General features: G+C 58.2%; 15 protein-coding genes. 4 read left to right on the top strand and 11 right to left on the bottom strand.

What is annotated here, in order from left to right:
* Positions 1-5: 5 nt before the first annotated feature.
* From GSQ81_RS16025 to GSQ81_RS15980, 10 genes are all read right to left on the bottom strand, one after another.
* Entirely contained in the window at positions 6-1,148 is a 1,143-nt protein-coding gene (locus tag GSQ81_RS16025) for a TIGR03435 family protein (RefSeq protein ID WP_254060238.1), read from the bottom strand.
* Between the two features lie 179 nt (positions 1,149-1,327).
* Positions 1,328-1,513: a hypothetical protein gene (locus tag GSQ81_RS16020; protein ID WP_158911663.1), complete on the bottom strand. Its 186-nt coding sequence runs from the start codon at positions 1,511-1,513 to the stop codon at positions 1,328-1,330.
* Positions 1,514-1,618: 105 nt separating this feature from the next.
* On the bottom strand, positions 1,619-2,290 hold the full coding sequence (locus GSQ81_RS16015; RefSeq protein WP_254060237.1) for a Bax inhibitor-1 family protein: 672 nt from the start codon (positions 2,288-2,290) through the stop codon (positions 1,619-1,621).
* A 110-nt stretch (positions 2,291-2,400) separates the two neighbouring features.
* Complete coding sequence (locus tag GSQ81_RS16010; protein ID WP_158911662.1) at positions 2,401-3,828, bottom strand: IPT/TIG domain-containing protein; 1,428 nt, start codon at positions 3,826-3,828, stop codon at positions 2,401-2,403.
* A 75-nt stretch (positions 3,829-3,903) separates the two neighbouring features.
* Complete coding sequence (locus GSQ81_RS16005) at positions 3,904-5,397, bottom strand: asparagine--tRNA ligase (protein WP_158911661.1); 1,494 nt, start codon at positions 5,395-5,397, stop codon at positions 3,904-3,906.
* A 27-nt stretch (positions 5,398-5,424) separates the two neighbouring features.
* Positions 5,425-6,471 carry a dipeptidase gene (locus tag GSQ81_RS16000; protein ID WP_158911660.1) on the bottom strand — a complete coding sequence of 349 codons (1,047 nt, stop codon included), beginning with the start codon at positions 6,469-6,471 and terminating at the stop codon, positions 5,425-5,427.
* A gap of 1 nt (position 6,472) precedes the next feature.
* Positions 6,473-6,907 (bottom strand): hypothetical protein, encoded by a 435-nt coding sequence (locus tag GSQ81_RS15995; protein ID WP_158911659.1) that lies wholly within the window; start codon positions 6,905-6,907, stop codon positions 6,473-6,475.
* A 28-nt stretch (positions 6,908-6,935) separates the two neighbouring features.
* On the bottom strand, positions 6,936-7,820 hold the full coding sequence (locus GSQ81_RS15990) for a TIM barrel protein (RefSeq protein WP_158911658.1): 885 nt from the start codon (positions 7,818-7,820) through the stop codon (positions 6,936-6,938).
* 69 nt (positions 7,821-7,889) lie between these two features.
* Positions 7,890-8,720, bottom strand: a complete 831-nt coding sequence (locus GSQ81_RS15985; protein WP_158911657.1) for a sugar phosphate isomerase/epimerase — start codon at positions 8,718-8,720, stop codon at positions 7,890-7,892.
* A gap of 246 nt (positions 8,721-8,966) precedes the next feature.
* A complete protein-coding gene (locus tag GSQ81_RS15980; protein ID WP_158911656.1) occupies positions 8,967-9,659 on the bottom strand; it encodes a PEP-CTERM sorting domain-containing protein in 693 nt (230 codons plus the stop codon).
* 299 nt (positions 9,660-9,958) lie between these two features.
* Between GSQ81_RS15980 and GSQ81_RS15975 the strand changes: the two genes are divergently transcribed.
* The 3 genes from GSQ81_RS15975 (at position 9,959) to GSQ81_RS15965 (ending at position 12,182) form a co-directional block, all read left to right on the top strand.
* On the top strand, positions 9,959-10,714 hold the full coding sequence (locus GSQ81_RS15975) for a GDSL-type esterase/lipase family protein (RefSeq protein WP_158911655.1): 756 nt from the start codon (positions 9,959-9,961) through the stop codon (positions 10,712-10,714).
* Between the two features lie 166 nt (positions 10,715-10,880).
* Complete coding sequence (locus GSQ81_RS15970; protein ID WP_158911654.1) at positions 10,881-11,651, top strand: SGNH/GDSL hydrolase family protein; 771 nt, start codon at positions 10,881-10,883, stop codon at positions 11,649-11,651.
* 18 nt (positions 11,652-11,669) lie between these two features.
* Positions 11,670-12,182, top strand: a complete 513-nt coding sequence (locus tag GSQ81_RS15965) for a gamma carbonic anhydrase family protein (RefSeq protein ID WP_158911653.1) — start codon at positions 11,670-11,672, stop codon at positions 12,180-12,182.
* A gap of 47 nt (positions 12,183-12,229) precedes the next feature.
* On the opposite strand, the gene GSQ81_RS15960 is transcribed toward GSQ81_RS15965, so the two are convergent.
* Positions 12,230-12,982 (bottom strand): DUF899 domain-containing protein, encoded by a 753-nt coding sequence (locus GSQ81_RS15960; protein WP_158911652.1) that lies wholly within the window; start codon positions 12,980-12,982, stop codon positions 12,230-12,232.
* A gap of 336 nt (positions 12,983-13,318) precedes the next feature.
* Here GSQ81_RS15960 and hisS point away from each other — a divergent pair, with 336 nt between their 5' ends.
* Positions 13,319-14,971: a histidine--tRNA ligase gene (gene hisS / locus GSQ81_RS20110; RefSeq protein ID WP_254060236.1), complete on the top strand. Its 1,653-nt coding sequence runs from the start codon at positions 13,319-13,321 to the stop codon at positions 14,969-14,971.
* Positions 14,972-14,990: the final 19 nt, after the last annotated feature.

Raw genomic sequence — 14,990 nt, 5'->3', positions numbered from 1 at the left:
GTTTGTTAATTCGCGGCGGGCTTCTCGACATGGTCGATGACGAAGACTTCGGCGTTGGCCTTGGTAGCCTCGAGCTTTAGCCCAAGCTGCTCCTGTATCGCCGTGTAGAGACTCGGTGGCGCATTGGGATCGTCTTTCGCCGGGGGTCTGGGGCCAAATGAGGCAAACTGCGAGTCGTCGGGCGTCCAGTTCAGGTTAAAGTCGTACCTCTCGGTGAGGCCGGTGTGATCGACGACCGGGCGGTCCATCACTGCTCCCTGCATACCGTCGCAGAAATCCTTCATGGTCGAGTTCGTCACCATCAACTGCCCTAGCCCCCTAAAGAGAAAATTCCTTGGGTCGTTCGGCTGGTGAATGGTTACAGTCATCTTGGGCCCACCCTTTGCCACCGTCAGCGCGTAGACGGAGAGCTCTTTCTTGTCTTGATGGAAGGTGAACTTGAACCGCTGTGTGAGTGCAGACTGGATCAACATCCTGAACTGCTTAATGTCGGGGCGACCTTCGATGTCGGGTACACCGTCAAGATCGAATTTCTCGCTGGCAAACCAATCGGGCGCACCTACGATCTGTTTGACATGCAGGCTATAGGCAAAGGTGACCAGATCATTCATGGTCGTGTTGATCGTTTTGATCTGGCGCCCTTGAATGGTGAAGAGTTTGCCGGGACGGTTCGGGTCGCTGGGTTTTACCGTCACCACGTCGAACTTCGGCACGGCATCGAGAGCCATCGCCTTTGGCGGCTCAGGAATGGCCCAGGTGGCCTCAGGCGTGACGTGCTGGAAGTTCATGACAGCGCTATGGCCGCCCTGGGTCTGGTTGCCGGTGATGGTCTTGCCGTCGGCACTCAGGGTTCCAACGTAGGTAACGTCGATCGCCGAAATCTCAAAATTGAAGGCAGTGCCCTGCACGGTGATCGAATTGATCGGAATCGACTGTCCACCCTGGTCGATGCTGTAGGAGATGCCCCTGAGCTTTCCATCGACCTTGGTGATCTTCATGAGAATGCGCAGGCCCTGACCGGCTTGCAACGTTCCCTGCCAGTTGCCGGTGACGTCTGTCTCTTTGGCCTGGGCATGGGCGCGCAGCGCGCCTCCGAAGCAGGACAGGATCAACGTGAGCCCAACCATCCACAACAGTGTCTTCTTCATATGCGGTCTCCCCGATTGGGCGAACGGACGATGCATCGCAGAGACCGCGGTGACGGCCCAAAGCGAAGTCGGGCAATTCTATCAATAGACGGCGGGAGTTATGGATGAATTTTGGTGGGGATTGGCTTGGGGCGCACTAATCGTACGGGGCACAAGTTGGAGGGTGGGAGCGCCGGTGGCTATAGCTGAGCTGAACTTTTCCCTGGGCCATCGAGCTCAAGAACGTGCCGTGCTCCTTCGAGATTGACGACCTCTCCGTCGATGATCATCTCGTATTCTCCGGCGTTGGGTGGGACGTGGTGCACATCTTCAACTTTGTGGCCGTGGGCGCGAAGCGTATTGACGATGAGGTCGATGTCTACCATGTCCACTTAGAGGGTGATGGGCGCGGCGGAGGTTGTTTGCTCTTATTTAAATGAAGCCGCCCCTGATTGGAGGGGCGACTTTGGTTAGGAGAGTTGTATCGAGGCTTAGGTTCTGCTGCGGCGGCCACCCATCAGTTGCAGGACGGCCATGAAGATGTTGATGGCGTCGAGATAGATGGAGAGCGAAAGCGAGACGGCGGAGCGCCCGTCTCCACCGGCGCGGATGCGGGCGAAGTCGCCTACGGTGAGCAGGGCGAAGATGCCGAGGGTGAGCCAGGAGTAAGTGTCCGGCGAGAGGAAGTGGAAGAACATGCTGGCGACGCCGGCGATGATCAGCAGCAGCAGCGCGGCAAAGCCGATGCCGGAGATGCGGCGGTAGTTGATGTTGAAGAGATAGGCGACGCAGCCCATGACGGCCATACCGCATCCGGTGGTGGCGGCGGCGTTGAAGACGAGGCCGGTGCCGAAGTTGTGGATGTAGCGCTGGATGAGCGGGCCGATCTCCCAGCCCATGAAGTAGGTGAGGACGAGAAACATGCCGAGCGCGAGGCCGGGGCTGGCCTTGCGGGCGAAGCTGATGCCGAAGACGAGCCCGAGGACGACGATGAAGCCGACGAGCGTTCCCCAGGGGGGCGCGGTGGCGACTCCGATGGAGGTGATGAAGAAGCCGACGGAGGTGATGGCGAGCACCTTGGCCAGCAGGGAGGCGGTCTCCTCGCGGGGAACGTCGATGGTGTTGTAGGAGGTGTTGCTCAGGTTGTAGTCGTTCATTGCCATGCGTTTCGCTCCGGAGCGTTTTAGGTTGAGGGGATTACTTCTCCAACTCTATGAGACGCTCTTCCGGGTAGTTTGTCATGTTTCGACGGCCGGGCATACTGGGTACAGCTCTACGGTGCGGGAGAGGTGACGAAGCCTCCGCTGAGCAGATAGACGCCTGCGCCGGACGCGTTGCCGGTCAAAAACGCCAGCCCATTGTTGCCCCATCGAATTATCCTGGAAGGGGTTCCTGAGATGTTCGTTACAGAGGTTGAACCGAGCAGTGTGAAGTTGGTGAGATCGAAAGCCTCGATGACATAGCCTCCGCCGCTGATCGATTGACCGAGAAAATAGGCGATATTCAGTTTGCCATCCGGCACCATGATGGTGGATCCGTTAAATACTCCCTGAACGGCAGTGAGGGGAAAGGTTCCGACGATGGAATTCGTCGCAGGATCGATGACTTTGCCAGAGTCGGTGTAAATATACCCGGTGGTCGAATCGAAGTGGAGATGGTTGCCGAGCGCCGATCCGACAGCGCTGATCTGCGTCTGGAGTTGGACGCCCGCTGGATTGACCGACATGACGTAAAGACCAGACCCGAGCTCGGTGTCGATGCCATAAAGGCCCTGTCCGTTCGGGTTCCAAAGAAGTGAGTCGATGGGACCCTTTCCGAAGGTATACCCGGGAACAGATTGGGCACGCGCGACTGCGTCATCGTAGACGAGGACACCCCCCTGTTCATGAGGATTGACGCTCTGGATTCCGCGAGAAATCGCTACAGAGTGAGGACTTCCCGGCAGAACCGCCACATCGATTGCATAGTAGCTTCCGTCGGTCTCTGATCCTAGAGGGATGTCGATGTCAGATTGCAAAGCGGGCAGTGTGTACCGATGAACACTGCCTGCATCATTCAAGCCAGCGTAGAGGTACGTGCCATCGGTAGAAATGGCAAGCGTATCTGGCTGACTGCCTGTAGAGACGGAGGCACCGAGCCCGCCAGTCTGAGCATCGAGAGCTGTGATGGTGTTCGCATTGCTTCCGTTTCCGCTTGCCACCGAGAGATAGAACTGCTGGTTCGCCGGATTCCACGCGATATCGTTCGCCTGAACCGGAACCATGGCCGCGGAGAGGGAAGGATTACCTGTCAAAGGCGCAGAGGTGACGGTGAAGTTGGCGCTGTAGTTGATGGAAACTAGGGGCGATGGCGTGATGGTGACCGTGTCCGGACGGCCGATCAACGAAGCCGGAACCAGCGCGCGCAAGACGGTGGGAGAGACATAAGTCGTCGTCAGGCTTGTGTTGTCGTCCCAGAGCACCGCCGTGGTCGGAGCGAAGTTCAGTCCCGTCACAGTAAGCGTGAAGGAGCCGCCTCCCGCCACGGCTGTGGCAGGGCTTACCGACGTGACTTGCGGTTGGCCTGCTGGTGCAATAGGACCGCCACCATTGCCATCGCGATTAGAGAGAGAGCCTTGAAACTGGGGCCCGCTGCAACCTATCAAAGCAGAAAAGAAAAGAGAGACAAAGAGGACTTTACGCAATTCCCATACTCCAGGCATACAGTGCAGAATCATAACAGGAGCAGGAAAATCGCATCGTATCGTGCCGAAAAGCAGCGAAATTTGCCTAGTCATCTATGGGTAAATTCGGTTGAGGGTCCGAGCGAAGGGGATGGTTTCGCGGACGTGGTCTAGGCCGCAGAGCCAGGCTACGACTCGCTCGATGCCCATGCCGAATCCGGCGTGTGGGACGCTGCCGTATTGGCGCAGGTCGAGGTACCACTGGAAGGCGGCGAGAGGGAGATTGTGCTCTTCGATGCGGGACTTCAATAGATCGTAGCTGTCGACGCGCTGCGAGCCGCCGATGATTTCGCCGTAGCCCTCGGGGGCGAGGACGTCGACGCAGAGGGCCTTGGTGGGATCGGCTGGGTCGGGCTGCATATAGAACGCCTTGATGGCGGCAGGGTAGCGATGGACCATGACGGGGCGGTCGAACTGGCTGGAGATGTAGGTCTCGTCGGGGGAGCCGAAATCGTCGCCGTACTGGTGCGGGTTTTCGAGCTTGCCTTCCGCGTAGGCTTTTTCGAGCATGGCGTGGGCTTCGTCGTAGCTGAGGCGGGGGAAAGCGCTGCGGGCGGCGGACGCGCCTTCGACGCCAGTTGGGGCGGGAATGGGCGCTTCGGCTGCGGTTGATGTTTGGGGTGCTTCGGGCGAGATGCGGGGGTTCTTCGCTTCGCTCAGAATGACAGCATTTTGATTGGTTGAGTGTTCAGAGGAGGCGATGATCGGTTCGAGTTTGGATACGTCGCGGCCTATGACTTTGAGGTCGGCGCGGTGCGACTCGAGCACGCGGGTGACGATGTGGGTGATGAAGGCTTCGGCGAGGTCCATGATGTCGTCGAGGCCGGCGTAGGCTACCTCGGGCTCGATCATCCAGAACTCGGTGAGGTGGCGGCGGGTCTTGGATTTTTCGGCGCGAAACGTCGGGCCGAAGCTGTAGACCTTGCCGAGAGCGAGCGCGGTGGCTTCGATGTAGAGCTGGCCGGACTGGGTGAGGTAGGCCTTGCCGTTGTCGAAGTAGTCCATCTCGAATAATTCGCTGGTGCCTTCGCAGGCGTTCGGCGTGAGAATCGGTGGGTCGGTGCGGATGAAGCCGTTGGTGTCGAAGTATTCCGAAGCTGCGCGCATGATGGTGGCGCGGACGCGCAGGATGGCCGACTGGCGCGGGGTGCGCAGCCAGAGGTGGCGGTGCTCCATGAGGAAGTCGACGCCGTGCTCTTTGAGCGAGATGGGGAAGGGGGTTTCGTCGGGGACGCGCTGGACGACTTCGACGTTCTCGACATCGAGCTCGTAGCCCGAGGGGGCGCGGCTGTCGGCGCGGACTTTGCCGGTGACGGTGAGGCTGGATTCGAGCGTGAGATTCTTGAGCGTCTCGAAGACTTCTTCGGGAACGGCGGCCCTGGGGACGATGCCCTGGATGGTTCCGGTGCCGTCGCGGAAGATGGGGAAGAGGAGCTTGCCCGAGGCGCGCAGGTTGTAGAGCCAGCCGCGCAGAGTGACGGTCTGGCCTTCGTGCTGCGAGAGAGAGGCGATGGTGGCTACGGTCGGGGTTGTGGCATTCGGTTCCATGGAGCTATCAGTTTACGCGCTTGCTGGCTACTGGCGGAGGGTGAGGCGGAGGACGCGCATCCAGTTTTCGGAGGCTATTTTTTCGAGGGAGGCGTCGTCGAAGCCATGCTGGCGCAGCGCGTCGATGAGGTGAGGGAGGCCGCTGGCGTCGCCGATGGGCGCGGGGATGGTGGCGCCGTCGAAGTCGGAGCCGATGGCGACGCGGTCGATGCCGAGACGGTCGACGAGGTAGGCGATGTGTTCGGCGACGAGGGTGAGCGGCGTGTCTGGATTGCGGTGGCCGTCGGGGCGGACGTCGCCGACGGAGAAGTTCATGCCGACGACACCGTTCGATGCGCGGATGGCGGCGATCTGGCGATCGGTGAGGTTGCGGGCCGTGGGGCAGATGGCGTGGACGCAGGTGTGGGTGACGACGAGCGGCGATGTGCTGAGGGCGGCGACGTCCCAGAAGCCGCGCTCGTTGAGATGGGCGAGGTCGAGCATGATGCCGAGACGGTTGCACTCGCGAACTAGATTTTTTCCGGCAGGCGTGAGGCCGGGACCGGTGTCGGGCGAGCGCGGATAGGCAAAGGGGACGCCGTGGCCGAAGATGTTGGGGCGGCTCCAGACGAGGCCGAGCGAGCGCAGGCCGGAGCGATAGAGCTCGCTGAGTTCGCCGAGTTCGGGGCCGATGGCGTCTGCGCCTTCCATGTGGAGCAGGATGGCGAAGGCATCTTCGCGGCGGGCCTGCTCGATCTGGTCGACGGTGGTAGCGATGCGGATTTTGCCGAGGGAGCGCTGTTCAACAGATCTTAGCGCGGCGAGTTGGAGAGCAATCTCTTTGTAGGTGCTTAAGCGGTCGAGCGGCTCGGCCATGCGGACTTCGTAGCCGGTTTCGGTGACGGTGAGGTCTTGTTCGGCGTTGTATTTTGCAAAGACACCGAGCGCGAAGAAGCCGCCGAACATGCCGCCAGCCTCGGCGCGAGGAAGATCGAGATGGCCGGTGGAGCGCTCGAGAAAGTCGATGCCGTCCGGGCGGTACTCGCGGAGGTGCTGAACAACGTCGTTGTGTCCGTCGAAGATTTTGATCGGCATCTTAATGCGCCATTTTCTCGAAGAATGTTTCAGGGCGGACGTAAAAGATGAGAGTTCCGGGAGCCGCTTCTTGTCTGATTCTCGACTTACAAGAGTTTTCGCTAGCAACGCCAGTGAAAAATATCTGATGAAGCGAAAACCATTGGTAATGCTTGGAGCATGCACGATGCCAATCAACAGAAACACCGACAGTTTGAGTATCCGCAGCAATCTCTGCCACTGTAATTACGCCATTTCCATCCGTTGTAAATCCACGAATGTTGTGGCTTCCCATCAGATCGGCAAAGTCTCCATTTCTGAAAAAGTTGACGTGTTCGTTAGCTACAGGTTTTCCAGTCTTACCGCTAATGATCTTTACTCGAAGTGTCTGTGCATTCGTTCCCAGAACAAGAGTAAAAAGCGCTGCAGCAGTCACAAATTTAGCGAGGAAATTCATATACTCTCCATTTGCAATAAGCTCAGCTTTATTTAGTTATGGAAGCCTGCGCCTGCAAGGCCTGTAGCCTCGCTGCCTTCAATATGGTGAGGAGATCGCCTGTCGGAAAGAACTCCATCGCAATAAATTTGTCGTACTTTAGCTGCGCGAGTTTTTTGTAGATATTGTTGTAGTCGATCTCGCCTGTACCGGGTTGGTTGCGATTGGGCACATCGGCGATGTGGACGAGGCCGACGAGATCGATGTTCTGCTCGAGCTTCTCGATGAGGTTTCCGGCGGCGCGCTGCTCGTGGTAGAAGTCGTACAACACTTTGACGTGCGGGCTTGCCACCTCGCGAACAATCGCAAATCCCTGGCTGACGCTTTTCATATACATCGTTGGGTTTTCGATGGGATCGATAGGTTCGAGGACGAACTGAATGTTGTTGGCCGCGGCAAGATCGGCAGCACGCTTCAGGTTCTCGACACTCGCCGCGTATTGAGCCTCAGGGGACAGGCCGTCGATGCTTGGGCCGGACTTGAGGTTGATCTGCGGGCTTTGAAGAGCTTTTGCAAATTCGAATTGTGTCTTCAAATCGGCGAGAAAATCCTTCGTTCCGTTTGGATCGGCAAATCCTGATTTGACGCCACTGATCATGTCGAAGTGGAGATGCAGCGAGGACATCTTTGCCATGATGCGACGAGTTTCGTCGGCGGACCACTTACGAAATTCGCCGATCAACTCGACGCCTTCGTAGCCGGCGGCAGCGACGATTTCAAGACAGCGATCGAAAGGGGCCTGCTTTTCGATGGTCCAGAGCTGGACAGAAAAGCGAAACCCTTGTGAAGAGGATGGGGCCTGGGCCTGAGAGCGAGGAAGCACCTGCGCAACACCCGCTGCGGCAATCAATTGGCTAAACTGGCGACGGTTCATGACTTTCCATCTTACCCGCGAACGGGAATCGAAGAGATGATGCCAGAGATCAGGTGGCTAATTCCAAGACTAAAACGTCTGATCGAGAAGTCTCCATGAGTCAGTCGCCTTCTTTGTTACGCTCTCGGCGGTCTCTTCGAGATCGTGGGCGATTTCGAGAATGCCTGATGTAGTCGGCGGCAGCGTGGCGATATGTTTGGCCACGTTCTTCCAGTCGATCTTGCCGGAGCCGGGCCAGAGGTGGTCGTCTTTGGTGCCTTGATTGTCGTGCAGGTGAAGCTCTGCGATGCGGGGCTTGAGCAGCTCGAAGGCTGCGTCGATGCCGCCGTCGCTCAGGTGTGCGTGGCCTACGTCGAGGGTGATGCCTATGTTGTCGAAGTGGCCTACGCGGAGGATCTCTAACAAATGCTCGGGGGTGGTGACTTCATTTTGCAGATTTTCGAGCAGGATCTTTACGCCGAGAGGATGGGCGAATGCCTTGAGGTGCTCGATGGCGGTGAGGGAGTTTTCGAGGGCGCGGTTGTTCCACGGCTCGTCCTTGAGGCCGAGGTGAAGGGTGATGGCGCGGAAGGGGATCTGCTCGGCTGACTCGATGGCGCGCTTGACCTCGTCCATGGCGTCGATGCGGCGCGACTTTTCGGGATCGATGAGGTTGAGCGTGGGAGCGACGTGGCGGCTCCACTCAGCATCGGCGTAGAGAGGCTGGTGCAGCGTGGCGGCGACATCGTTCGAGCGAAACCAGGCGGCGAGGTCGCGGACGATGGAGCGGTCGGCATAGTCGAAGTGGTGGCGGACGGCGAAGACTTCGATGGCCTGGGCGCCACCTTTTTGCATGGCGTCGAGCAGGCCGGAGTGCAGGCGTTGCTGAAGAAAAACGTGTGTAGAGATTCCGCGTTGCATCACTCTCCAAAATACAAGAGTGCGAGCCCTGAAGATATGCAGGGTACCGAAGATCGAACCCCCATCCCTAAAGAGAGCGCCTGTCAGGGCTACCGCATACGTGGTGTGCCTACCTGCAAAGAACCGACGGCTACAGTGGCAATGCCGACTATGCCGATGCAAAGGTAGGTGTGCCCTACCTGCAAAGAACCGACGGCTACAGTCGCTAAACTGTAGCCGTCAGTTCTTTAATGCGCGATTGATGGATCAGGCCAGGAATTTGCGGCGGGCGACGCCGATCAGACCCAGAACGCCGGTTCCGAGAAGGGTAATCGTCCCAGGCTCGGGTGTTGGAGTTGTTTGTTGCGGTAGAAGGCCAATCGTGAAGCCGTTCCAGTATTCGGGATTCGCAGAGGTAAAAGAGAGCGAAGTGATGGGCCCTCCAGAGAAGACGATGGTTCCGTCTCCCTCATGGCCAATCATGGTGTCTCCACTCTGGGTGATGCAGCCGCCGCCGTAGACGATGTTTCCGCCGCAGGCGACGATACTGAAGCCATCGTCGAAGGTGTATTGCGTGCCGACGCTGGACTGGCCGAGGCTCACCACAGAGAAGACAAGGCCACTGACCGGAGTAGAGAAGGTGAAAGTGTCGGTCGTGGCGTTGTTGCCGTCGATGCCGATCATGCCGCCATCCGTGGGAGCGTTGCCCACGACTCCGCCGACGTAGGTGGACAGGGGCTGAAAGTAGTTAAACTTGCCGGTATTCGAAGCGTTGACGAACTGGAGTTCGCCGACATACGTGACGTTGACGCTGCCGATGCTTCCGGATACGACTCCAGCGATAGGGTTGATGATCGTCGGTTCATTCCAGGTAGCCCAGGTGACTGTATCTGCAAGGGCGGCGGGAACAGCGGCTAATAGCAAGAGGCCAAGGACGAGGCGGGGAGACACGATGCGCATAGGGGAAGCTCCGGCAGAAAGATTTTTCGCAGGGCCCGGGTTGCGATGATTTACAGTGCACGTTCCTGGCCAGAGGTTGTTGAGTTTTAAATGACGGCTGCGTGACACTTACCGCGATAAACGGATATCCTCCGGCATGACTCTATGCAGGGTTTTGCGTGAAATGAGCAAGGTCCTAAGGAAATCCTTGTCCAATTAGAATTCGACAAAACGGTGCTCTCTAACGCAGCGACGCAGAGAGGCACTGTCGGCGGCAAGACTGATTTTCCTCGCCATTCACGGAACTGAGGAGCTGGTTGATGACTGTTACGCGTATTCTCGCCAAAGTATTTTCTGTTGTGGTTCTTTTGCCGGTTGTGCTCTGGGGACAAGCTCCCGCGTCTACGGCCCCTTCTGCAACCGATATGGCGAAAGAAGTTGCCACGATGCGGTCGAAACTGGCGGACTGGCCTCAGTTGGAGCACTATCGCGCAGCGAATGCGGCGTTGCAGCCGGTGGCGGCGGGCGAGCAGCGCGTGATCATCTATGGAGCATCGGTGGCAGAGTATTGGGGAACGCGTGGTGGCCCATTTTTTCCAGGGAAGCCCTATCTCAACCGGGGCATCGGCGGGCAGACGTCGTCGCAGATGCTGGTGCGGTTTCGGCAGGATGTGATTCATCTGCATCCGGCGGCGGTCGTGTTTTTGGAGAGCACGAATGATATCTCCCAGAATATGGAGCCGCAGGTGTCGGAGGACAACTACCAGTCGATCGCGGAACTGGCGAAGGCGAATGGGATTCAGATGATCCTTACCTCGATTACGCCTTCGGACCATTTTCTCTGGAATCCCGGGATGCATCCGGCGGAGATCATTCGGACGCGAAATGCGTGGCTGAAGGAGTATGCCGCCAGCCATTCGTTGATTTACGTCGATTTCTTCCCGGCGCTGGCGAATGCAGACGGCGGCATGAAGGCCGACCTCACGATTGATGGCGTTCATCCAAATAAGGAAGGCTATGCGCTGATGGCTCCGCTGGTGCAGGCGGCCATCGATCAGGCGCTTGGTGGGAAGTAATGGTTTGTTTGGCGGCGGTTTTAAGGCTTGCCCGGGAAGAGATCATGCAGGGCAAGAGCAAAATACAGGGGTCTCTCCACTGCGCCGCGCTTCGGTCGAGATGACGTAAGTTTTTGATAGCTTCATAGAAATTCGGAACGTAAATTCAGGCATGTGGAGAGATGGAATGAAGATGTTGGCCCGTACCCTTTTGCTGGCTTGTGTGCCGTTTGTGACTGCGAATGTTTTTGCTCAAACAACTGTTGTGGCAGCTCCCGCAGTCGACAACGCGACGGCGAAACAGATCGCCGACATGCAGGCGAAGCTGAAGGACTGGCCTAACCTTGCGCGGTATCGGGATGAAAATGCTGCGTTGGCTCCGGTGGCTGCGGGCGAGCAACGTGTGGTGTTCTATGGCGACTCGATTACCGATGGCTGGGGACGGCGGCCGGAGACGGGCACCTTCTTTCCGGGCAAGCCTTATATTAACCGCGGCATCAGCGGACAAACAACGCCGCAGATGGTGGTGCGGTTTCGCCAGGATGTGATCGACCTCCATCCAGCAGTAGTACTGATTCTGGCAGGGACGAACGACGTTGCCGGAAACACCGGGCCGATGACGCCGGAGATGACCGAGGACAACTTTAGCTCGATGGCCGATCTGGCGCACGCGAACGGCATCAAGGTAATTCTGGCCTCAATTACGCCTGCGTTTGACTATCCGTGGAAGCGTGGGATGGAGCCTGCTCCGAAGATCCGTGCCATCAACGCGTGGCTGAAGAACTATTGCGGACAGCATGGATACACCTACCTGGACTACTACACGTCGCTCACTGATTCTGAAGGCGGCATGAAGCCGGGCATCAGCTTCGATGGCGTGCATCCGAATGCGAAGGGCTATGCCATCATGGCTCCACTGGCGCAGGCTGCAATCGACAAGGCGCTGGAGACGAAGTAGCGGCGTAAAATTGGCTGCATGATTCGGAGCTATCAGGGAGTTACGCCGGTTGTGCCGGGAAGTTGCTATGTCGATGCCTCGGCACAGGTGATTGGCGACGTGGTGCTGGGCGAGCAGGCCAGTATATGGATGAACGCCGTGGTGCGGGGAGATGTGAACTCCATCCGCATCGGCGCGAAGAGCAACGTGCAGGACTGCGCCGTGCTTCACGGGATGCGGAATCTGTATCCGGTGATTGTGGGGGAGATGGTGACGATTGGCCACAATGCCACCGTGCATGGGTGCGTGCTCGAAGATGCGGTGTTGGTGGGGATTGGCGCGACGATTCTGAATAACGCTCACATCGGCAAGGGCAGCATCATCGCTGCGGGCGCGGTAATTCCGGAGCAGATGGTGATTCCGCCGAACTCATTGGTGGCTGGCGTGCCGGGAAAGATTCGCCGGACGCTGGGGGATGAAGACCGCAAGATGATCCTGAAGTACGCGCAGAACTATCTCGACTACACCGCCATTTATCTGGCCGAAAAATAGCTCCCCATCTGGCGAATCTCCCACCAGACGGGAAGCACCCATCTCAATTACAGGTTCTGCGCCACCATGCCTTGCTCGATCACAGAGACTAACCCGGCATCCTCGTTGCCGTAGGCGTCGTGCCAATGCCACCACTTATAGCGTGGCGTCTGCCGATAGCCCTCCGGCGAGTCCTCCCAGTCTTCCTGCCGTCCCAGTGGCGTGACGTCGAGGTAGCTCCACACGCTGCCCATGGCTTCATCGCCACGATTGTTGATGAAGTACGTGCGGAAGATCTTGTCGTTCTCGTCGCGGAAGAAGACGTTGTGCCCGTGCCACAAGTCGACGCCGAAGTCCTTATCGAAGTCGTCGGTGATGGTATACCAGGGGATTTTTTCCCAGCCCATGCGTTGTTTCAGACGGGTAATGTTCTCCTGCGATCCGCGTGAGGCGTAGGCCAGGGTTGTGTCCCGCGCGTGCAGGTGCGAAAGGTGCGAGACCTGATCTGCGCCAAGCGAGCAGCCGACACATGCATGGTCGGGCCAGCCGTATACGTCCGGATCGTAGAAGGCGCGATAGAGCACAAGCTGCCGCCGGCCTTCAAAGAGATCAAACAGCGAGACCTTCCCCTGCGGACCTTCGAAGACGTATTCTTTCTCGACCGCGAGCCACGGCATCCGCCTCCGTTCCGCCGCCAGTGCATCGCCCAAACGGGTGTGCGCCTTCTCTTTGACCAGCATCTCCTGCCACGCCTTCTGCCATTGCTCCGCCGATACCACCGGAGGCTTCTTCATCGCTGCGATCTGCTCATTCCTTGTCATTGCTTCCTTCCTCTCCTTGTTCGCGCTCACGCGCTTTTTTGCTCCATCGTTTCGTTACGGCGAGCGCAGAGACGCCGCCCGTCGAGACAACACCCGCAGCAATCCATACCGCTGTGCTTATGCAAAAGGGACACATGACTACCTCCCGCTCACTCCGTGGCTGCTGAGCGAATACGTTCGATGAGTTTGCCCGTTCCAGCCTTCGTCAAATTAATATATTCCCATTTGGGAATATGTCAAGACGCAGGAAGAGGAAAAATAAGTGCCGAAACTCGCTAAAGGGGAGATTCGCTCCCCCTCTCGTGGAAGTAACGGATTGGTTACACTTGAAGAACAATGGCAATTTTGAAAGCAGTGCGCGGGACACGGGACCTGTTGCCGTCGGAGACGGCGTTGTGGAACCGGGTGGAGGCTACGGCGCGGGCGGTCTTCGCTCGCTATGGATTCGGTGAGATTCGGACGCCGATCTTCGAGGCGACGGAGTTGTTTGCGCGGGGCGTAGGCGAGGAGACGGATATCGTCTCGAAGGAGATGTACACATGGGAAGATGGGGAGCGCTTTGATGATAAGGCGTTTATCAATGCCTGGGCCAAAGTACAACTCGAAGAGAAGAAGCTTTATTTCGAAGAAGCTCACACTCTCATGCCCGATCTCAACAAACTAGGTGTACAGCGAATCCTAGGAAGGGTTGATCCGGCAAAGCTCGAATTCGTATGCTTCCGTTTCAAAGTAACTGCAGAAGCTATTGAAGTTCTAACGAAAGCAAAACAGGCACTTCAGACAGATAGCCGTTTCAAACATTCTGCCGATGCCGACTATTTTCGGCCCTTTGGGCCAGGGCTTCGACTAGTTGTTCCCGCAGGTTCTGCAAAGCCGCACTTTAATACAGGAGAAGTTCAGATTGAGGAGTTCGCGGGAGATTTCTTCAAATCCGCACAGAGCCTGACCCTGCGGCCTGAGAATACGGCTGGCGTTGTTCGCGCTTATATCGAACACAAGCTGGCCGATACCGGGATGCTGCAGAAGCTCTTCTATATAGGACCGCAGTTTCGGCGCGAGCGTCCGCAGCGGGGGCGGTACCGGCAGTTCTGGCAGATTGGCGCGGAGGTGCTGGGACCGGCGTGGTCTGGCTCGGACAGCGCGTTGCGCGATGCCGAAGTGCTGGAGATGCTGGCTACCTTTCTCGATGAGCTTGGAGTAAAGGGTTGGCGGCTGGCTTTGAACTCTGTGGGCTCTGCGACGGACAGGCCGAGGTATGTCGCGGCGCTGCGTGAGGCGCTGGCTCCGGTGAAGCACCTGATGTGCGAGGACAATCAGCGGCGTGCGGAGACGAATCCGCTGCGGGTGCTGGATTCGAAGGACCCGAACGATCAGGAGATTATCAACGGGCTGCCGAAGATTGCGGACTACCTCGACGACGCTTCGCGGGAGCACTTCGAGCAGGTGAAGGCGGCGCTCGATGCCTGCGGCGTGGCGTACACCGTCGAACCGCGGCTGGTGCGCGGGCTGGATTACTACACGCGTACGACCTTCGAGTTCACCGTGCCCGATGGCAGCGGTCTGGGCACGCAGAATGCCCTGCTGGGCGGCGGCCGCTACGACGGCCTGAGCGAGATGCTGGGAGGCCCCAAGGCTCCGGGGATTGGCTTTGCCATCGGCGAAGACCGGCTGATTTTGACCCTGCAGGCCCAGGCTGAGGCTGCTGCGGAGAAGAAGCTCGACGTATTTATTGCTCCGATGGGCGTGGAGCGGAATGCGGAGGCGCTGCGGCTGGCGCAGGAGCTGCGGCGAGCAGGGCTTTCGGTCGAGGTCGGCGATGGAACGTTTCGCCTGAAGAAGTCCTTCGAGGCAGCGGACAAACTGGCGCGGCGGATGGTCATTCTCGGCGAGGACGAGGTTGCGTCCGGTATTCTGACAGTGAAGGACTTTGCGGCTGGCGAGCAGACCAAGGTTCCGCGCAGCGAACTGGCTGAGGCTTTGCGCCGGTAAATTGCGGCAGATTTAATGA

Origin of the sequence: Granulicella sp. L56, assembly GCF_009765835.1 — a bacterium.
GTDB lineage: Bacteria > Acidobacteriota > Terriglobia > Terriglobales > Acidobacteriaceae > Edaphobacter.
This window is presented reverse-complemented; position numbering and strand designations above follow the sequence as displayed.